The organism is Caproiciproducens galactitolivorans (assembly GCF_026672255.1).
Taxonomy (GTDB): Bacteria; Bacillota; Clostridia; order Oscillospirales; family Acutalibacteraceae; genus Caproiciproducens; species Caproiciproducens galactitolivorans_A.
This window is the reverse complement of the sequence record NZ_JAPOHA010000002.1, coordinates 26,370-46,003: the sequence shown is the minus strand read 5'-3', so window position 1 is coordinate 46,003 and position 19,634 is coordinate 26,370. Positions and strand designations below refer to the sequence as shown.

Sequence of the window (19,634 nt, the reverse complement as noted above, 5' to 3'; positions counted from 1 at the left end):
TCACCTTACGACACTTCGTCATAGTCATCGTTTTCTTCCAGCAGCTTCTGCTTCTTTGCCTTCCTCTTTTTATGGATCATCACAAACACAACAATGGCGACAACGACCGCACCGCCCGCTCCCAGGAGGATCATCCACAGGGGCGGCGTTTTCGAAGCATTTGGCACAGGGCCGGGTTCGGAGTCCATCCCTTCCCCGTTGTCCTGCTGGGCGATTACCTGACAGGAAAAAGCCTTAATAAGACTCTTCACGTTTCCGTTGGCGTCCTCATAACTGAAGGTCGCTTTGCCGCTCAGCGTTCCCTCTTCTTTCGGATTCAAAGTTGCCTGAAAGGTATCCCCCGAGCCGGATTCCACATTTCCGATATAGGTGTTTGCCGATTCCGTTGTAAAGTTTCCTTCCAGCTTCACCGAAAGATTGAAGATCTTGCTTTTCCCTTTATTCACATAATTGATATTCAGCTGACCGCCGTCGCCCATGGAAATCGGCCCCTGCAGCTCGGCTTCATTCGCTTCAAAACGATCGGATTGTGTAAGCGGGATGGAAATAATCTCATTTGCTTCAATTGCCTCCCGTTTGCCGTCCAGTACGGCTTCGTAGGTAAAGGCAACTGTAACGCCGTAGGAATTCGGCGTGGCGTCGGCTTTCGGAATCAGCGCGATCTGTTCCGAAAGAGAAGAATTGGGCGCAACCTTGGGAATGAAAAAGGTATTCGAGGATTTTGCAGGCGTAAACGCGCCGGCCACGGATTTATCATCCGTTCCCGCAACGGAGGAAACCGTAATTTTCAGGTTTTCGATCTGCGCGGAAGGACTCGTATTTTTTAAATGCATAACCAGATTGAATTCTTTTCCGCCCATTACCGGCTTTCCGCCGTAATCGTAGCTTTCAATAATAATCAGCGGCTTGCTTTCGTTGTTATTGCTTACGGCATCCTTGTCGGCTTTTGTTCCGACCACGGGAATAAAAATCTTGGAAGTCAGCGATTTGCTGAGTTCATCCGCAGAAAGAATCAGACTGACCGTATAATTCCCCGTAACTATTTTGGGCAGGCAGGTCATCGGATAGGTAATGGTTGCGGACTGCCCCGGTGCGACGGAGTCTATGTACTGGGTATCGGAAACCCCCTGGATGCTGATTCCCTCGGCAGTAGACGGGTCCAGAACCGCCATCACGTTGTTGCAGGCGGTAGGCCCGTTATTCTTAACCGTAAAAATGAGGTTGAATTTTTCGCCCTCTTTTACGGGTGAATGATCCATACGGTAGGACTGCAACTGAAGGCGGCCGTTTTGCTCGGTTGAATTTGCCCCTGTCGGATCAAAAATTGTCTTCTGTACCAAATATGTACCCAGCTTTGTGCCATTGCTGTCGTAATAGCGGATTGTAAATTTTAAGGTGCCCGCTCCGTCCCCGACACGTTTCATGTATTTTTCGGGGATAACCAGTTTGTAGTCATATTTATAATAGCTGTCGTCATCATCCGAGCTTTTACTTGAATCGGTATTCAATTCACCGTTCTCTTTGTCAATTTCATCGTTTTTTGAGGAAAAAGTCTTTTTCCCTAAAGAAATCGCCCCGTTTGTATTGCTGACGTCAATGACGATATTATAGCTGCTGCTGTAATAATTATGTTTAAAATAAAACACCGCCTGAAACGGACTGCCCTTTAAAACCGTTTGTTTATCGCTGTAGATTTCCGGGTCCGCAGTATTTGACGCTTTCGCAGGCGGATACCCCATGCAAAATGCGGCAACCATCAGAAGGGTCAGGAAGAGGGACAGCAAACGTCTTTTTTTCAATTTCATACAATCTTTTCCTCCAAGTTTTCCGGACTTTTCAGAATGGATTCATTTCTCTCGTCATTCTGAACGCTGCCGTCGTGAATGGTAATAATACGGTCGGCATATTTCGCAATTTCCGTGTCGTGGGTAACAATGATGAGCGTTTCCTTGTATTTTTTCGCCATTGCAACCATCAGCTCCATGACCTCCCTGCTTGTCTTGCTGTCCAGATTGCCCGTCGGCTCGTCGGCAAAAACAATCCGCGGCCGGGCAACAAAAGCCCGCGCAATCCCTACGCGCTGCTGCTGTCCTCCGCTCATCTGCGTTGGTTTATGCATCAGGCGGTTTCCCAAGCGGACCATTTTCAGCATGTGAACCGCGCTTTTCGTGCGTTCTTTCTTTTTAATCCCCTTAAACATCAGCGGGACCGCCACGTTCTCAACCGCCGTCAGAGTCGGCAAAAGGTTGTAGGACTGGAACACAAAGCCGATATATTTCTGGCGAAACAGCGCCCACTGCTTTTCAGAATAATCGGTTACGTTCATCCCGTCGATGGTGATGCTCCCTTTTGACGGCTTTTCGAGTCCGGCCATGATATTTAAAAGCGTTGATTTTCCGGAGCCGGACGTTCCCAGAACACAGCATATTTCCCCCTGTTCAATGCTGAAGCTGATTCGCCCAAGGGCAACTATTTTTTCTTTGTCCACATGATACACCTTGCGAATATCTTTTAAACAAATCAGGCTCATTTGTCCTCCGATACAAATAGGAAATATTTGTTAACCAATAATTCATATTATAAAATAAGTCGATTTGGAAAACAATGAACAAAACTGTAATTATTTTAAAGAAGCTTTTAGTCGAAACAGAAGATTCAGATGGAAATCGGTTTTGTCAGGCAAGGAAAATTTGACAAACAATAGAATTTCATATATAATGATAAAAGTGCCTAACTATACAGTCAGGTATATATTTAAAAAACGAGGTACATCAATTGTTTAACAAAGACAAGACCCTGACATGCAGAGACTGTGGACGTGAATTTGTATTTACTGCAAGCGAACAGGACTTCTTCGCTGAAAAAGGATTTACAAACGAGCCCACGCGTTGTAAAGAATGCCGTAATGCCCGCAAAAATGCCGGCAGGCCCCAGCGTGAAATGTATGACGCTGTCTGCGCTTCCTGTGGAAAGCCCTGCAAAGTACCTTTCCAGCCAAGGGATGACCGCCCTGTTTACTGTAGTGAATGCTTTTCCAAGCAAAGATAACTAAAGAATGCGTTAAACGAAGTACGCCTTTTCGGGCGTACTTTTTTACAATATTCACTAATTCCCGCGTCACACTAAGCATTTATAACTTTATGTTATAATAGTTATAATAAATAATAAAGGAGGCGTTCTAACGAATGAATGCAAAACAAAAAGCAATGCTTCAGAGTAAATTAATGGTATACAAAGTATGTTACCAGAAGGCTGAACGTCACAAGGACCAGAAACGCATGGATCAAATTGAAGTTTTCATGGACGAACTCCAGGATCAAATTGAAAATTTGGATTCATAAGAGAACCAAAGGCTCAAGCTTTTCGCTTGAGCCTTTTTTATATTCTCACACATTGACCGGCAGAGCGTGAAATACGGAATTGATATCTTCCACAATCGACCCGTCAATCAGGTTATTCTTTACCATGGTACGCATTAAAGTAATCGCCTTTTCATGGGACATGGCCTTACGGTACGGCCTGTTTTCCGTTAACGCCTGATAAATATCCACGCAGCCTAAAAGGCGGGAGTTGAAATCCAGCCGGCTTCCGTCCAGGCCAAACGGATAGCCGTGGCCGTCGAGCTTTTCATGATGGTTGGAGGCCCACTCGGCGATTTCTTCGAATCCGGCCATCCCCTCCAGCGTTTTACGGGTATAAAACGGATGGGATCGAATAACCATGATTTCTTCCCGGCCCAACGTACCCGGCTTGTCCAAGATATCATTGGGAACCATTAGCTTTCCGAGATCATGCAAATCCGCCGCGATACGCATTTTCCAGTAAATTTCTTCATCAAAACCATAATACTGGCAAAGGATACCGGTCTTTTTACTGATTCCCCGGGAATGAGAGCCGGTAAAAGGGGATTTCGCGTCAATGATATTACTGAAAATACGGGATACCATGCGCATATCCTTATAAGAAAACTCCCTTTGAACGCTTGGCATGATCGAATTCAACGCGCCGAAAACGAAATTATCATTCATGTTCAGCCAAAATTCAACATTGCGGCTCAGCGCATAAAATACCTTGCAATATTCCAGATCGAAATAGGTTGAATCTTTTACGGACAAAAGAATTTCTTCCGCGCTTTCTCCTTCGGAAAAAGCAATGGCAATGAAATCGGCTAAAGCGATGATACGCGAAAACGCGGGGATATCTTGCCCGGAAACGCCAAAAAAGCCGCTGCCGTCATAATGCTCATGATGGTAAAGAATGACATTCGGAATATTATGAAAAAAGGGGAAATAAGCAATATTTCTCTCCCCTTCCACACAGTGAAGCCGATTTAATTCCGCCTTTATGTAATTCCCTGATTCCTGCGACTGAACCAGTGACTTTGTTACACCATTATCGTGCAGAAGCGAATAAGAGATTAAGTCGAAAAGATCGGTATCCGCCATATTTATTTTTCTGCCTATTCGGGCCGCAATATAGGCAACACGCCTGCCGTGATTTGTAACGTTTTGGATTAAGTCCTTTTCTACAAAATCCAACGTGTAAGACAGTGAATTCAAAAGCTGATTGATATTAAAATCCATATCGTATCTCCATGTAAATTGGTCATAAAATTATAGCATTTTTTGGGAAAAAAATCAATAAATGAAAAATAGAGAGGGAAAAATTCCCTGTCTAAGAAAATCGGAATCGTGAAAACTATAAAAGAGGTGATCAAATGGCGGATTTAAAAGATCTTCTGCAATCGGATGCAAACGCAAGGGCGTATTACGAATCGCTTCCCCAGTATGCAAGAGAAGCCGTCAATAAAAGAGCGGCGGAAATATCCACCGCAGACGCACTTCGCCTTTTTGCCGATACCTTTATGCAGGATGACTCCTACCAAGGGGCGTAGCTTTTGGCTGCGCTCTTTTTTGTCTAAGTTCCTACGCAGAAGGGCATAATATTCCATATCGATTCAAAAAGAGGGCGTATTCTCTATGAAAAACCGGAATATTTATTTCTGGGTTATCTGGATTGCAGTGACAGCCGTCAGTTTTTCTCTTTTCTTTTTTGAAGTAGGCTACGTACTCGGCAGCTCCATCACCCTGCAAAATATGATCGCCTACCTCGTTTTGTCCCTGGTTTTTGGGGTGGTCAGCTCCACCCTGTACCTGCTGAACCTGCGGATTGTGCTTTGGGTATTTCTTGCGGGACTGGCCGTCGGATTTTTCGAAATGGCATTGGTTTTTCTGGGCAGCGCAAGCGGCTGGGAAGATCTGGTGGGACTGATCACCCTGTTTACATGGATGACGATTGGGTTATGCGCCGGGGCGGCCGTGCAATTGATCCGCTATCTGTTCAAAGTCCGATCTCAGCGAAGAAGAAATTAGGCGTATTAAAAAAATTTTTAAATAAAGGTATTGCCCCCGTTTTTTTCTCATACTATCGTACTAAGAAGCAGAATGCAGGGGGCGTGAAAATGCTGGCTGAACTTCCGTATGACCGGGAAAGCGTACTGGAATATGCAAGAGTATGGGCTTTTCAGCGGAATCCGGCTTTTATAAATTTTGACAAGATGGGCGGTGACTGTACAAATTTCGCTTCACAGTGTATTTACGCCGGATGCAGAGTGATGAATTATACCCCCATCTTCGGCTGGTATTATAAAAGCAGCAGCGACCGGACTCCTTCCTGGAGCGGCGTACAATATTTATATAATTTTCTAACCACCAATAAAGGAACCGGCCCGTACGCGGAAACGACGGATATCAGCGGGCTGGAGGTCGGCGATATTCTTCAGCTGGGCGACGAAGAGGGGCATTTTTACCATTCCCCTGTCATTGTCGGTATTACCAATGAGGATGTCTTCGTAGCGGCACATACTTATGACGCTTACATGCGGCCTTTAAGCAGTTATTTTTACAGCAGCATCCGCTTTTTACATATTTCAGGATTCCGTAAATATATTCCGGACAGCTAAAAGAGTTCGTCCCTCATGATGAGCTTTCGAATAAAGCATTTACAAAATTTATGAATTATGGTAGTATTAATAATTGGTAAGGTTAATGTGACCGGAAGGAGTAATATGCATGGAGGTTAAACTGACGAACCTGATGGAATCCCTGGTACAATTAAAACTGGATGAGGTAATCGACGCGTTAGACTGCTGCAAATGTGAAAGGTGCCGAATGGACATTGCTTCCTATGCTTTAAACCGGCTTCCTCCCAAATATGTTGTAACTGCCGAAGGAACCGTTTACAGTAAATTGGATACGCTTTCCGTCCAGTATGAAACCGATATGCTCAACGCTTTGTTTCAGGGGGCGAAATTAGTTTCCGAAAACCCCCGCCACCACATTGCTCCTGATCAGACAGAGTCACATTCATAATAATTCCAGCGATAACAAAAGGGCCGCAATTGCGGCCCTTTTTCTGTATCATTCGTTTTATATTGGGATTTCATCCATACCGTATGTCTTTTCGCCCGGCAGCGATTTCGGCATCGGCATCTCCATTCGTGTGATATACCATTTTCTTTTCGGAATAATCAGAGAAATATAAAAATTCATCTTGTTATCCTTTACAAAGACGGTGCTGCGATAAAAAGAAATGTTTTTCCAAAGCGCGCCGTCCTTGCTCGGAGCGATCGGCTGGATCATTGTAAAATGAATGCCATCCTCCGATTTTAAGAGAAAAAGCTGAAAGGTATAATTGGACGCTTTTTCAGCCGTTTGCAGCAGATAATAATCCGAGCCGTTTTTAATGATATCCTGATGATAGCTTTGCAGCCCGGCCGGAAGGGGTACTTTGCAGCAAACGGGGGTCGACCAGGTTAACGCGTCACGGCTTTCCGTATAGCACAAATCACCGCCGTAAGACGCATACCAGGTGCGATACAGCCCGTTTTCATAAAGCACGCAAAGACTGAGGTCGCCGTTGCGGCTTTGCCGGAGCTTTTGCGCGGCGGACCAGTGGATACCGTCCCTGGTCTGTCTTCTGAAATAGATATTCACTCCATTGTCAGGATACCGGCTGCCGTGCTTCTGCGGATTGTAACGGTACCAAAGTTCCATGGTGTTCCCGCGCATAACAAGCTGCGGGTCCGAATAATGTCCGCCTGTTTTCACATCCGGGGGCAAACCGGAAACGGGATTTTTCAGCCCCTGGGGGGCGTTCCACGTTTTCCCGTCATTCGAAACCACAATGGAGGGATTTTCATAATCATCAATTCCGTATGGATACGGAGTCATGGACATCCAGTATTTATATCCGTTCCAGCCTTTTGCAAAATACAGCACCTTTGGGTGGGTAAGCTGATAGGAACCGTCGTAAGTCGGTATGGCAACCAAATTGTATTTCTTTTGCAGTTTTTCAAAAGCAAGAGGAATTTTCTTATCGGACGGGTACACTATTTTATTGGAAGCGGATGAAGATTCGGGCAAAAATTCAGCGGGCGCCTGCTGCAGCGGAGTTTTTGCGATGGGACGGGGCTCCGGCTGGTGACCGCTCAAGGATAAAAGGAAAAAGGCCGCACACACAAAGACACAAATAAAGGATATCATAGGTTTTCGCAAACGCGATTTCAAGGGAACCACAACCTTTCTGTTGCTGCACGAAAAGTATCTTTCGTTCGATTCCCTATTATATTCTACCTGCCCTAAGATATAAAGTATATCTTTTGAAACCTTTCATTCCAAATTTGTAACTTTTTTCTCTTATTTCCCTTATTATTCCAAATTTTCTCCGAGTGCGTTCAGGCTTTGCGCTTTCAAGTAAGCATTGATAAAGCCGTCCAGATCACCGTCCATCACCGCATTGATATTTCCGGATTCATACCCCGTACGGTGATCTTTTACAAGCGTATACGGCATAAAAACGTAGGAACGAATCTGGGAGCCCCAGGCGATTTCCTTTTGCACGCCCTTAATGTCCTCTATGCGCTCCAGATTTTCACGCTCTTTGATTTCAATGAGTTTGGATTTCAGCATCCGCATGGCAACGTCGCGGTTCTGGTACTGGCTCCGTTCCACCTGGCAGGACACGACGATGCCGGTCGGGATATGCGTCAGGCGGACGGCAGACGACGTTTTGTTAACCTTCTGCCCGCCCGCGCCGCTGGCGCGGTAAACATCCATTTTAATATCATCGGGGCTGATCTGGACATCCACGTCGTCGTCAATTTCCGGCATGACTTCCAGCGAAGCAAAGGAGGTATGGCGTCTGCCGGACGCATCAAACGGCGAAACACGGACAAGCCGGTGCACGCCGACTTCACTTTTTAAAAACCCGTAAGCATTTTCGCCGCTGATCAGCACGCTCGCGCTTTTCAGGCCGGCCTCTTCCCCGTCGAGGAAATCCAGCGTTTCAACCTTGTAGCCGTGGCGCTCGCCCCAGCGGCAGTACATGCGGTAAAGCATTTCCGCCCAATCCTGTGCTTCGGTCCCGCCCGCTCCGGCATGGAAGGTTAAAATGGCGTTCTTACTGTCATATTCACCGGAAAGGAGCGTGGACAGGCGCTGTGACTCCAGATCCGATTGGAATTTTTTCATTTCCTCCTGCGCTTCCGGCAGCAGGGAAAGGTCGCCTTCCTCATCCGCCAGCTCGATCAGCGCCATCGTATCCCCGTATGCGCTTTTCAGGCGTTCATACGCGGCGATTTTGTTTTTCAGCATACTCGAACGCTGCAAAACCTTCTGCGAGGTTTCCATATCATCCCAAAAACCGGGCTGGGCGGCCTTCTCGTCCAGCTTTGCAATCTCTTCGCGCATACTTAGAAGCCCAAGCGCTTCCGCCAAATCTTTAAGATCCGGCTCAAGCTCCTGTAAAGCGAGCTTCATTTCTTCAAACTGAAGCATAAAATCATCCTTCTAATCTTATCTATTGAATCGCGTGTTTACAAAAAATTTACCTTTTTACTGAATTGCTATAACTAAAATATTATAAATTATTTTATATACAATGTAAAGGACATTTACGGAAGAAGCGCCTGCAATGCGCATACTATATCCGATTCGTTTGGCTGTCAATTGTGAATTGGAGGAAAATTTATGGATAAATTGTTGCAGTTTTATCCGAAATTATATACAATAGATTAATAAGTTGCTTTATATCTTTCTACAGGAGGTTAAACGATGATTGATTATACAGGTTTAAACTGCCCTGTTTGCGGAAAGCCTTTTGCCCGTAACGACGACATCGTGGTCTGCCCTGAATGCGGAGCACCCTACCATCGGGAGTGTTACGCAAAGGAAGGCAAATGCGTCTTCTCCGATAAACACGGCACAAATGCCGCATGGGCGCCGCCAAAGCAGGAAGCCCAAAAGGAACCTGTGAATCGGGCGGAGTGCAAAACAAAGCGATGCCCGCGCTGCGGCAACATGAATTCGCAGAGCGCAATGTTCTGTGACCGCTGCGGGCAGTCCCTGACCATAAATCAGCAGGATATCCCCGGATTCCAGCAAAATCAGGGAAACCCGCAAAACGGCTTTCCGCCGTACGGCGCTCCTTTTCAGCAGGGCCAGCCGGTTCCCTTTTTATTTGATCCCATGGGCGGCGTAAACCCGAACGACCAGATCGACGATGTTCCCGCAGGCGACATATCCAAGCTGGTGCAGAACAATACACCATATTATCTTCCCGTCTTTATGAATTTAAAACGCTTCGGCAAAAACCGCTTCAATTTCAGCGCGTTCCTGTTTTCAGGCGGCTGGATGCTGTATCGAAAGCAGTACAAAATCGGTTCGATCATTACCGCAGTGATGACCGCTCTGTATTTGGTTTCTACCTATGTGTCCATTCATTTTGCAACCCCTTTGCTGCAAACGATGTTCCAGAAGCAGGGAATTTCTCTGGATTCCGGAAATATAACCTACGCGCAGATGATGCAGGTTCTTGCTTTGGTTTCTCAGCAGCCGGATCTGCAGGTGTTTTTATTCTGCCTGCCGACCATCATCGGCGCAATTCAGATTGTCATTATGCTGATTGTTGGATTTAACGGCAATAAATGGTATCTGAAGCACTGCGTAGGCAAGGTCAAACAAATCCGGCAGGATTCGTCGGATGCTACCCGTACTGCGATACAGTATCAGGAGCAGGGCGGAGTAAACGCCGCGCTCGCAATCTGCCTTTTGATCTGCTATATGATTGTAATGTATCTTCCCCAAATATTATAGTATATTAGGAGTTGTTAATTCATGAAAGTTACCAAAGCCGTTATTCCCGCTGCGGGATTGGGAACCCGTGTTCTGCCCGCAACAAAATCCATGCCGAAAGAAATGCTTCCGATTGTGGACAAGCCCGCCATTCAATATATTGTCGAGGAAGCCGTCCATTCCGGCATCAAAGATATTCTGATTATTACAAACCGCGGAAAGGGCTTGATTGAAGATCATTTTGACCGTGTTCCCGAACTGGAGGCACGTTTAACCAGCAGCGGCCCGGAAAAAGAAAGGATTCTAAAGGAAATCGTCGATATTTCCCATGAGGCAAATATCTACTTTGTGCGCCAGAAGGAAACACGCGGCCTCGGCCACGCGGTGAACTGCGCAAGGTCGTTCGTCGGGAACGAGCCGTTCGCGGTTTTGTACGGCGACGACGTCATTATCGGAGACGACCCTGCATGCAGCCAGCTGATGCGCGCGTATGAGGAATTCGGCAAAGGCGTTTTAGGCGTAAAGCAGGTTTCCGCCGAAGCTATTACGAAATACAGCTCCCTGAAGGTTGAAAACCTTCACGACAATTATTTTAAATGCACGGACATGATCGAAAAACCGTCCCCGGATAAAATCATGTCCCTGTATTCGATCCTCGGCCGCTGTATTCTGACACCGGATATTTTTGATATTCTGGATAAAACGGAACCGGGCGCGGGCGGTGAAATTCAGCTGACCGACGCAATGCGCACCCTGGCGCGCTCCTCCGGCATGGTTGCGGTTGAATATACCGGAAAACGCTACGATATGGGAAACAAGCTCGGAATCATGCAGGCTCAGGTGGAAGTTGCGCTGAAACACCCGGAAATCGGGCCGGAATTCAAAGCATACCTGAAGGATCTGTGCCGGGCACTTTAAATTTTTATTGACTTCAACCATTTGGACTGGTATAATTATTCTGTTAAACCGTAATTTTCGGTTTTCCATCCTTGCTCCGGATTTATTTCGGGGCCAAAGTCCAAAAGGAGGTGCAAATTATGTCAGAAGTAAAGAATTCCTATGAAACCGTATTTATCCTTTCTACGAAGCTTGGTGAGGACGCAATCGCTCCGCTGGTTCAGAAATTCAAGGATTTGATTGAAGCAAACGGTACCATCGACACTGTTGATGAATGGGGCAAGCGCAGACTTGCATACCCGATCCAGAAGCAGGAAGAGGGCTACTACACCTTAATCAGCTTCACAAGTGCTCCTGAATTTACAGCTGAACTGGACAGAATCTACAAGATTACCGATGGTGTCCTTCGTTCTCTCATCATCAGGAAAGATAGCTAAGAAGGAAGAGTGATTTGAATGCTCAATGTCGCTGTTTTAATGGGCAGACTTGTTGCCGACCCGGAACTTCGGCATACGCCGAACGATGTTTCGGTAACAAGCTTTACAATAGCGGTAGACCGTTCCTATGTAAAATCCGGAGCGGATCGTCAGGCGGACTTTATTGACATTGTTGCGTGGCGCGGCACTGCTGATTTTGTGTGTAAATATTTCCACAAAGGACAGTTGGTTGCGGTGCAGGGTTCCATTCAAACGCGAACTTACACCGACAAAGATGGAAACAAGCGCAAAGCTTTTGAAGTTGTAGCCGATAACGTCCATTTTGCGGAATCAAAACGCGACAGTGCTGGAACGCAGGGCAGCAATTATCATTCGAAGACAGACACCGCCCCTGAGCAGCCTGCTCCCGCTTATGCAAGCGGAGACACAGGCGATTTTGAGGAAATTCCATCGGACGACGATTTGCCGTTCTGATTTCCTCTCCAAATTATGATGAGAAAAGGAGGCTTTTGCCATGGCTGATAGAAATGACAGACAGGACCGCCGTCCCGGCGGACGTAAGACCCGCAAAAAGGTTTGCGGTTTTTGTGTTGACAGGGTAGATACCATTGATTACAAGGATGTCGCAAAGCTCCGCCGTTTTATTTCTGAAAGGGCGAAGATTCTTCCCCGCAGAGTAACCGGAACATGTGCACATCATCAGCGCGAATTGACCATCGCAATTAAGCGTGCGCGTCACCTCGCACTGCTCCCCTTCAGCAGCGACTGATATCCCTATTTTCTGCAACTTAACACGAGAGCGAACGCAATTGCGTTCGCTTTTTTTTATTTCTGCCTGCCAGAGCCGCCGGCGGCGGTGTCCTAAGTAGGTGCTGCGCCCCTGTCTTCTTTCAAATCCTGATAAATCTTTACATTCTAAAGCAGCGATGGAAACCCCCATCGCTGCTTTTTTTATTCTAGTATTACTCCGAAAGATGCGTGCCCTTCTCTTCTTCCGGTATTTTAATTTCACCAAGCTGGCCGTTAAAGACCTGCATTTTTCCCTGAAGCCTGGCTCCGTTATTCACTACAATAGACGCAGCGGTCAGATCACCGACGATAACCGCGTTGTTCTGGCAGGTTATGCTGCTCTTTCCGTGGACATTTCCCTGCAATTTTCCGTTCACGTCTAAATTCTTCGCTTTTACATCCCCGATTACAACCGAGTCACTGTCAATTTTTACATCCTCCGCAGCAGTGATATTGCCTCTTACGGTACAGGAAGAAAGGGTAATATTGGCGCCCTGAACATCACCGACCTGCCTGCCGCTGATTCGGATATTCCCTACGGTACTGACAGAGCCTGTCAGGGTGCCGTAGACCTCGATATCGCCTTCCGACTTCAAGTCGCCGGTAATAATCGTTCCTTTTGAAATGATCGTCATTTGTTTTTGGGAACCGAAGTCGTTTTCGGCAGGAATATCAAATGCCTTTTGGCTGTGGAAATCGGGCTTGATAGGCTGGAAATCGGGTTTTGGCGGTTCCGCCAGCCTTGGAGCGGAGTATTCCGGCTCCGGCTTCGGTTCCGGTTCATCCGCTTTAACCTCTATTTTAAAATCGGAAACCTGCTCATTCTGATTAAACTCAATCATTTTGCCGCCCGCAAATTGCATGCTGGAAACACGGCCCGGGTTCGCGTAATCGGGGCCATCCCAAATCCTCTTTAGGATATTCATAAACCAAGTATTTTTTTCTTTTCCAATTGCCTCCATCATCATGCCTCCATAATAAAATATTACAAAAAAAATATTACAACCGGATTGAGATTTTCATTATTTATTTATAATAACCTATATTAATAGATTTTTCCAGTCTTTTTTTCATATTTTGTTAATTTTTTACTATTTTTATCGTTTTTCCCATTTTTATCTCTTTCGGGACACGTACCTCACGGCAATCTTTCCAAAAAGAGGGCAGCGGCTTGGCCGCTGCCCTCTTTTTGGAATGTATTTTATCTATGAAATTTTTTGCTGCTGCTCTGCGGCAGCGGGGCGTTTTTCTCCTTTATATAAACAAGGCGGTTATAGCCGTCGCTGTTTTTTTCTGAATAAATATCAAATATTTTAAAGGACTGAAGGAGCGGCGTGAGCTTCTTAAATCCATAATTGCGGACGTCGAAATCCGGATAGCGGCGCAAAAGCATGTTCCCGATTTCTCCTACAAAGGCTCTTCCGTCATCATCGGATATTTCCTGCACAATAGTCTGAACCGCATTTTTAATGACCTCCAGCGGAGTCGTTTCCACCGTTACGGTTTCTTCCTCCCCGGCCTCCGTCTCTTCTCCCTGCGCGGTAGTCTGCGCAAGAACCTCTAAATAACGGAATTTATTACAGGCGGAGATAAAAGGCTGCGGGGTCTTCTTTTCCCCCATTCCGACCACATTCATACCGGATTCCCGCAGGCGGACAGCAAGACGGGTAAAATCGCTGTCGCTTGAGACGATGCAGAACCCTTCCACATTTCCGGAATATAAGATATCCATGGCATCGATAATCATAGCGGAATCCGTCGCATTTTTTCCGGTTGTATAACCATATTGCTGAATCGGCGTAATGGAAAATTCCAGCAGTACGTTTTTCCATGTATTAAGCGCAGGCTTCGTCCAATCGCCGTATATTCGTTTGTATGTTGCTACGCCGTCGTTCGATACTTCATCCAAAATAAACTTTATAAACTTCTCCGAAACATTATCCGCATCAATTAATACCGCAATCCGATTGTCCTTGGGCATACCAAGACCTCACTTTATCTTTATTCTATCCATTGAAACCCGGTAAAATTTTCAATACTTCTATTAGTATAATTCAAATAACAAAGATTATCAATCCGATTCCGCAGTATCCCTTTTATTAAAGGAAAAACCTCCAACCGTATTTACGATTGGAGGCCCAAAGGATTTGCTATCGGGCAGAATATTTCTTTTTGATTTTCAGTCGTTCAATTGCTCTTATTAAACAGGCTTTTGATATGGCGTACTCATAAAGACTTTGCTCCCGGCGCAGCTGTTCTTCCGCGCGCTCCTTTGCTTCCAGCGCTCTCTGTTCGTCAATTTCTTCCGGATATTCCACGGTATCGACCATCATGACGACGTGATTCCGATCGATCTGGATATGCCCCGCGCCGGATATGGCGATAACCCACCGGTCTTCGGCAGTTTGAATTTTTACTTCGCCGACATTGACGGCGATAACTGCATCTTCATGATGGGCCATAATGCCGACCAATCCATCCACGGCGGAAAAGATTAACTGTTTGGCATTGCCTTCATAAAATACTTTGTTGATTGCAATGATTTTCAAGGCAAAGGTATCCAATCGCTCACCTCATTCATTTCCAGTTCCCGCCCTGTTTTGCTTTTTCAGCCACTTCTTCAATGGAGCCCACATTGAAAAACGCCCATTCCGGATAATCGTCCATATCGCCGTTGATGATTGCCTGAAAACCCCGAATGGTCTTTTCCAAAGGAACGTACTGGCCGGGCGTACCGGTAAACACTTCGGCCACATGGAACGGCTGTGACAGGTACTTTTGTATTTTTCTTGCCCTAAAAACCATTTGCTTATCTTCATCGGAAAGCTCTTCCATGCCGAGAATGGCGATGATATCCTGTAACTCTTTGTACTTCTGCAAAATCTGCTGTACCTTCATTGCCGTCCGGTAATGTTCTTCTCCTACTACGTCGGCCTCCAGTATTCTCGAGGAAGACTCCAGAGGGTCAACAGCGGGGTAAATCCCCTGCTCGGCAATTTTTCTGGACAGTACGGTCGTCGCGTCCAGATGGGCAAACGTGGTTGCCGGGGCCGGATCCGTCAGGTCATCCGCAGGCACATAGACCGCCTGCACGGAAGTAATCGAGCCGTCCTTTGTGGATGCGATTCGTTCCTGCAGTTCCCCCATTTCCGTTGCCAGCGTCGGCTGATAGCCCACAGCGGAGGGCATCCGCCCCAGGAGCGCCGAAACTTCGGAACCGGCCTGCACAAAGCGGAAAATATTATCGATAAACAGCAGAACGTCCCGGTGCTCCACATCCCGGAAATATTCCGCCATGGTCAGCCCGGATTCCGCTACCCGCATGCGCGCCCCGGGGGGTTCGTTCATCTGGCCGAATACAAGGGCGGTTTTTTCCAGAACACCCGATTCTTTCATCTCCGACCACAAGTCGTTGCCTTCCCGCGAGCGCTCCCCCACGCCGGTAAAAATGGAAAATCCGCCGTGTTCCGTAGCAATATTGTGGATGAGTTCCTGTATTAAAACGGTCTTTCCTACGCCCGCTCCGCCAAAAAGGCCGATTTTTCCGCCCTTGGCATAGGGCGCGAGCAAGTCGATTACCTTAATCCCTGTTTCCAGTATTTCAACAACCGGTTTTTGCTTTTCAAAAGGCGGCGGTTCCCGATGGATGACCCAGCGGGCGGTATTTTCCAGAGGCGCTTCTTTATCAATCGTATCTCCCGTTACATTAAAGAGCCTGCCGAGGGTCTGCTGTCCGACCGGGACCTTGATGCCGGAACCGGTCGCCGTTACTTCCATGTCCCTGCAAAGGCCGTCCGTAGACGAAAGCGTAATACAGCGCACGGTATTTCCACCGATATGCTGTGCCACTTCCAAAACGTAGTCTTTCCCGTCACGGCTCACACCCAATGCTTCTTTTATATCGGGAAGTTTGCCGTCTGCGAATTCAACGTCGACGATCGGCCCCAGAATTTGAACAATTTTGCCTTTCTTCATGATTTCCTCCTTTTCAATAATTTTGCGCCGCTGATTACTTCGGTAATTTCCTGGGTAATGGCCGCCTGACGTACCCTATTATAAGTAACCGACAGGCTTTTCAGCATATCGCGCGCATTTCTGGTTGCGGATTCCATCGCCAGCATTCTGGAGTTCTGCTCGCTGGAATACGCCTGAACCAACGTTCCGTAAAGAAAGCCGGTAATATAGTTGGGGATGATATTCTTGAAAACATCATACGGCGTCGGCAGATAATTCGTTTGCCGATTAAGGCCGCCGCTTTCCTCTTTCTCCTGAAAGTCCGCCTTTTCGAGGGGAAGAAGCTTCTTCATTTCCGCCCTGCATTCCATGGAATGAATCATCCGGGTGTAAATTATGTATACCTCGTCCAGCTTCTGCTCCCTGTACATCTGAAGAATCCTTCCGGATATCACTCTGGCGCGGCGGATCGTCGGATTCTGGACGGTGTATTGAAACGCGGTATCATAAGGAATGCCTTTTGTTTCAAAATAATTTCTTCCTACCTGGCCGATCAAAAAGAAAACCGGGTCTCCCTCTTTTTTCAGTTCTCCTTCCGCGATTTTCATTACGTTATGATTATAAGCGCCGGCCAGCCCCTTATCCCCGGTAATAACGATATAGCCTTTCTTCTTTTCATCCGCTGCTTTCGGTTTGCCGTTAAAATAAATCAGGCTGATATCCTCGGGGATTTGTTTGATGACCTTCGCAATCGCATCCTGCAAAGTATAAAAATACGGTTCCGTATTTTTCAGGGATTTTTTTGCTTTCCGCAGCTTCGAGGAGGCAATCATGTACATGGCGTTCGTAATCTTCATGGTGTCCCGAACACTGTTTATCCTGCTTTGTATTTCCCTTAAATTTGACATATCATCACCTGCCGCTCTTGTACTCGTCTGCCGCTTCCAAAATCTTCGCAGCAAGTTCGTCGGAAAGCTTCTTTGTATCCTCCAGCTCCTGAATGATCTCGGGATGCTTCTCCGTAAAGAATTCAAATAAACCTTTTCGGTACTCCTTAAATTGTTTTATGCCGACGTGAACCATTCCCTTATGGGTTGCCACATAAAGCAGAATCACCTGTTCCGCCATGCTTAAAGGTTTGCACGACGGCTGTTTCAGGAGTTCCATCAGCCCTTTTCCGTAATGCAGCTGATCCTGCGTTTCATCCTCCAGATCGGAGCTGAACTGGGTAAAGACTTCCATTTCGCGGTATTGCGCAAGGTCGATTCGGATGCTTCCCGAAGCTTTCTTCATTGCTTTCGTCTGCGCCGCGCCGCCGACACGCGAAACGGACAGGCCGACGTTCACCGCGGGACGCTGCCCGGCAAAAAACAAATCGCTTTCCAGAAAAATCTGGCCGTCGGTAATGGAAATGACATTTGTCGGGATGTAGGCGGAAACGTCGCCCGCCTGTGTTTCGATAATCGGGAGCGCCGTTATGGAACCTCCGCCCCGTTCGGGCGTAAGTTTGCTCGATCTTTCAAGGAGCCTTGAATGCAGATAGAAAACGTCGCCCGGATACGCTTCACGGCCCGGGGAACGTTCTAAGAGAAGGGACAGCGACCGGTAGGCTACGGCATGCTTTGACAAATCGTCATAAACGATCAGCACGTCCTTTCCCTTGTACATGAAGTATTCGGCCATCGCCGTTCCGGAATAAGGGGCGATATATTGCAGCGACGCCGGGTCGCTGGCTGTTGCGCTTACAATCATGGAATAGTCCATTGCGCCATATTTCCGAAGGGTATTTTCCACCTTTGCAACGGTGGATGCTTTTTGCCCGATCGCCACGTAAATGCAAACGACATCCTTGCCCTTCTGGTTAAGGATCGTATCCGTCGCGATCGTGGTTTTGCCCGTCTGCCTATCGCCGATAATCAGTTCTCTTTGTCCGCGCCCGATCGGGAACATGGAATCAATGGCAAGAATGCCGGTTTCCATCGGCTGATGAACCGATTTCCTGTCCACAATACCGGGCGCGCTGTTTTCAATCGGACGGTAACCGTCCGCCTGAATCGCGCCCTTTCCGTCAATGGGGGCGCCCAAAGCGTCGATCACCCTTCCCAGAAAATTTTCACCTACGGGAACGCCCGCATTCCTGCCGGTACGGATAACCCGCGTCCCTTCTTTTATCCCTGCGTCGCGGCCAAACAGGATACAGCCGATTTCATTGAACCGGATATCCTGTACCATTCCTTTCACGCCGGTATCAAAAATGACGATTTCCCCATACATTGCATGGTCGATTCCGTCAATCGCGGCGATTCCGTCCGCATACCGTTTCACGATTCCGATTTCTCTGTCCGACTTTTCGAACTCCGACTGCTCGATTTCCGTTTTCAGGATGTTGATAATTTCATCGGAGCTGGTTAAAGCGGATGTACCCTTTGCCATCTGCTCCTTCATCTGCCGCAGCCGGCCGCGCATGCTCCAATCAAATTCCTGATTGCCGGCCCGGATAATAAATCCTCCCAGAAGCTCCGGGTCTTCTTTCAGCGCAATCTCCATCTGATCGGGGTCCGTGTCATATTTTTTTGCCAGAAATTCTTTGATTTTCTGTAACTGTCCGTCGTCCGGAGCCGTTACATAGGTAATAACGACCGAGAAAACATCCCGATTTTCCCTCGTCAAATCTTTGTATGTATCAAAGATTTCTCCAAAATGGCTGAATGTCTGGTTGTCACATAAGAGCTTTAAGAAATCACGGATTTCCTTTGGAAACACCTTTTCAATAACCGTATGCTTTTTTTCCACAGGTACCACGGGGTTGGAAAGATCCGCCTCGATTTGCGGCAAGGCGGTAAAAATGTCTGCGGTTTGCCTGACAACCTCTTTCGGGACAAGGAGATTTACAAGCATCTGCGCATATTCAGTTATTGTTTGATTCATATCGTTCACCCGCTTCTGCTAAAAAATGATCGTATAGCTTTTGATCGTTTTCCGCCGTACTTTTTTCGCTGATTATTTTTGTCGCAGCAGCAATGGCCAGATCGGTAATTTCACCTTCCATCTTACAAAGTACTTTGCTGCGTTCCATAGCAATGTCTTTCTTTGCCTTTTGAAAAATCTTTTGGGCGTCTTCATCCGACTGCTTAATAATGCGGTCATATTCATCCTTTGCGCGAGCTTTTGCGTCGAGAACAATTTGCTCGGACAAAGTTTTTGCGGAATAGACGGCTTCTTCATATTTTCCTTTCAGCTCCATCGCGCTTTCCCTTGTTGAATTCGCTTCCGCAAACTGCTGCTCCAGCAATTCTTTTCTTTTTTTCATAATATTGTTCACTGGATTAAACAGGAATTTTTTCATTAAAAAATAAAGGATAAGCAAATTGAGAATGGTAAACAAGAAGTTGATATCAAGTCTCAGCAATGCTCTCACCAACCT

Annotated in this window: 23 protein-coding genes; 11 read left to right on the top strand and 12 right to left on the bottom strand. The window is 46.9% G+C overall.

From position 1 onward, the window contains the following. Positions 1 to 5: 5 nt before the first annotated feature. Complete coding sequence (locus OUY18_RS01835; protein WP_268057009.1) at positions 6 to 1,805, bottom strand: COG1361 S-layer family protein; 1,800 nt, start codon at positions 1,803 to 1,805, stop codon at positions 6 to 8. Further along, positions 1,802 to 2,530 (bottom strand): ABC transporter ATP-binding protein, encoded by a 729-nt coding sequence (locus tag OUY18_RS01830; protein WP_268057008.1) that lies wholly within the window; start codon positions 2,528 to 2,530, stop codon positions 1,802 to 1,804. Before OUY18_RS01830 ends, OUY18_RS01835 begins: the two co-directional genes overlap by 4 nt. A 245-nt stretch (positions 2,531 to 2,775) precedes the next feature. Here OUY18_RS01830 and OUY18_RS01825 point away from each other — a divergent pair, with 245 nt between their 5' ends. Both OUY18_RS01825 and OUY18_RS01820 read left to right on the top strand, forming a co-directional pair. After that, the gene (locus OUY18_RS01825; protein ID WP_268057007.1) at positions 2,776 to 3,048 is read left to right on the top strand and encodes a zinc-ribbon domain containing protein; all 273 of its coding nucleotides are present in this window, start codon (positions 2,776 to 2,778) and stop codon (positions 3,046 to 3,048) included. A gap of 137 nt (positions 3,049 to 3,185) precedes the next feature. Continuing rightward, the gene (locus OUY18_RS01820; protein WP_268057006.1) at positions 3,186 to 3,341 is read left to right on the top strand and encodes a hypothetical protein; all 156 of its coding nucleotides are present in this window, start codon (positions 3,186 to 3,188) and stop codon (positions 3,339 to 3,341) included. A gap of 45 nt (positions 3,342 to 3,386) precedes the next feature. Here the strand turns inward: OUY18_RS01820 and OUY18_RS01815 are convergent, their stop codons facing one another. Continuing rightward, positions 3,387 to 4,583 (bottom strand): HD-GYP domain-containing protein, encoded by a 1,197-nt coding sequence (locus OUY18_RS01815; protein WP_268057005.1) that lies wholly within the window; start codon positions 4,581 to 4,583, stop codon positions 3,387 to 3,389. Between the two features lie 134 nt (positions 4,584 to 4,717). On the opposite strand from OUY18_RS01815, the gene OUY18_RS01810 reads away from it, so the two are divergent. From OUY18_RS01810 to OUY18_RS01795, 4 genes are all read left to right on the top strand, one after another. After that, on the top strand, positions 4,718 to 4,894 hold the full coding sequence (locus tag OUY18_RS01810) for a hypothetical protein (RefSeq protein WP_268057004.1): 177 nt from the start codon (positions 4,718 to 4,720) through the stop codon (positions 4,892 to 4,894). 85 nt (positions 4,895 to 4,979) lie between these two features. Next, positions 4,980 to 5,372, top strand: coding sequence for a hypothetical protein (locus tag OUY18_RS01805; protein WP_268057003.1), 393 nt, complete (start codon positions 4,980 to 4,982; stop codon positions 5,370 to 5,372). Positions 5,373 to 5,461: 89 nt separating this feature from the next. After that, positions 5,462 to 5,962: an amidase domain-containing protein gene (locus OUY18_RS01800; RefSeq protein WP_268057002.1), complete on the top strand. Its 501-nt coding sequence runs from the start codon at positions 5,462 to 5,464 to the stop codon at positions 5,960 to 5,962. 109 nt (positions 5,963 to 6,071) lie between these two features. Then, positions 6,072 to 6,371, top strand: a complete 300-nt coding sequence (locus OUY18_RS01795; protein ID WP_268057001.1) for a late competence development ComFB family protein — start codon at positions 6,072 to 6,074, stop codon at positions 6,369 to 6,371. 57 nt (positions 6,372 to 6,428) lie between these two features. Here the strand turns inward: OUY18_RS01795 and OUY18_RS01790 are convergent, their stop codons facing one another. Continuing rightward, complete coding sequence (locus tag OUY18_RS01790) at positions 6,429 to 7,424, bottom strand: hypothetical protein (protein ID WP_268057000.1); 996 nt, start codon at positions 7,422 to 7,424, stop codon at positions 6,429 to 6,431. Positions 7,425 to 7,709: 285 nt separating this feature from the next. Then, positions 7,710 to 8,837, bottom strand: a complete 1,128-nt coding sequence (gene prfB / locus OUY18_RS01785) for a peptide chain release factor 2 (RefSeq protein ID WP_268056999.1) — start codon at positions 8,835 to 8,837, stop codon at positions 7,710 to 7,712. A gap of 276 nt (positions 8,838 to 9,113) precedes the next feature. Here prfB and OUY18_RS01780 point away from each other — a divergent pair, with 276 nt between their 5' ends. The 5 genes from OUY18_RS01780 to rpsR all read left to right on the top strand — a co-directional run bounded on the left by OUY18_RS01780 (position 9,114) and on the right by rpsR (position 12,236). Next, positions 9,114 to 10,154 (top strand): RING finger protein, encoded by a 1,041-nt coding sequence (locus OUY18_RS01780; protein ID WP_268056998.1) that lies wholly within the window; start codon positions 9,114 to 9,116, stop codon positions 10,152 to 10,154. Between the two features lie 21 nt (positions 10,155 to 10,175). Then, positions 10,176 to 11,051 (top strand): UTP--glucose-1-phosphate uridylyltransferase GalU, encoded by an 876-nt coding sequence (gene galU, locus OUY18_RS01775; RefSeq protein ID WP_268056997.1) that lies wholly within the window; start codon positions 10,176 to 10,178, stop codon positions 11,049 to 11,051. Between the two features lie 119 nt (positions 11,052 to 11,170). Then, positions 11,171 to 11,467, top strand: coding sequence for a 30S ribosomal protein S6 (rpsF, locus tag OUY18_RS01770; RefSeq protein ID WP_268056996.1), 297 nt, complete (start codon positions 11,171 to 11,173; stop codon positions 11,465 to 11,467). An 18-nt stretch (positions 11,468 to 11,485) separates the two neighbouring features. Then, positions 11,486 to 11,941 carry a single-stranded DNA-binding protein gene (locus tag OUY18_RS01765; protein WP_268056995.1) on the top strand — a complete coding sequence of 152 codons (456 nt, stop codon included), beginning with the start codon at positions 11,486 to 11,488 and terminating at the stop codon, positions 11,939 to 11,941. Between the two features lie 40 nt (positions 11,942 to 11,981). Then, positions 11,982 to 12,236 carry a 30S ribosomal protein S18 gene (rpsR, locus tag OUY18_RS01760; protein ID WP_268056994.1) on the top strand — a complete coding sequence of 85 codons (255 nt, stop codon included), beginning with the start codon at positions 11,982 to 11,984 and terminating at the stop codon, positions 12,234 to 12,236. Between the two features lie 193 nt (positions 12,237 to 12,429). Here rpsR and OUY18_RS01755 read toward each other — a convergent pair whose 3' ends face one another. From OUY18_RS01755 to atpF, 7 genes are all read right to left on the bottom strand, one after another. Further along, the gene (locus OUY18_RS01755) at positions 12,430 to 13,218 is read right to left on the bottom strand and encodes a bactofilin family protein (protein ID WP_268056993.1); all 789 of its coding nucleotides are present in this window, start codon (positions 13,216 to 13,218) and stop codon (positions 12,430 to 12,432) included. A 239-nt stretch (positions 13,219 to 13,457) separates the two neighbouring features. Next, positions 13,458 to 14,237: an NYN domain-containing protein gene (locus OUY18_RS01750; RefSeq protein WP_268056992.1), complete on the bottom strand. Its 780-nt coding sequence runs from the start codon at positions 14,235 to 14,237 to the stop codon at positions 13,458 to 13,460. Positions 14,238 to 14,406: 169 nt separating this feature from the next. Then, positions 14,407 to 14,820 carry an ATP synthase F1 subunit epsilon gene (atpC, locus tag OUY18_RS01745; protein ID WP_268056991.1) on the bottom strand — a complete coding sequence of 138 codons (414 nt, stop codon included), beginning with the start codon at positions 14,818 to 14,820 and terminating at the stop codon, positions 14,407 to 14,409. Between the two features lie 13 nt (positions 14,821 to 14,833). Next, entirely contained in the window at positions 14,834 to 16,231 is a 1,398-nt protein-coding gene (gene atpD / locus OUY18_RS01740; protein WP_268056990.1) for a F0F1 ATP synthase subunit beta, read from the bottom strand. Then, positions 16,228 to 17,118, bottom strand: a complete 891-nt coding sequence (gene atpG / locus OUY18_RS01735; RefSeq protein ID WP_268056989.1) for an ATP synthase F1 subunit gamma — start codon at positions 17,116 to 17,118, stop codon at positions 16,228 to 16,230. Before atpG ends, atpD begins: the two co-directional genes overlap by 4 nt. A 4-nt stretch (positions 17,119 to 17,122) precedes the next feature. After that, on the bottom strand, positions 17,123 to 19,108 hold the full coding sequence (gene atpA, locus OUY18_RS01730; protein ID WP_419196112.1) for a F0F1 ATP synthase subunit alpha: 1,986 nt from the start codon (positions 19,106 to 19,108) through the stop codon (positions 17,123 to 17,125). A 10-nt stretch (positions 19,109 to 19,118) separates the two neighbouring features. Continuing rightward, the gene (atpF, locus tag OUY18_RS01725) at positions 19,119 to 19,628 is read right to left on the bottom strand and encodes a F0F1 ATP synthase subunit B (RefSeq protein WP_268056987.1); all 510 of its coding nucleotides are present in this window, start codon (positions 19,626 to 19,628) and stop codon (positions 19,119 to 19,121) included. Positions 19,629 to 19,634: the final 6 nt, after the last annotated feature.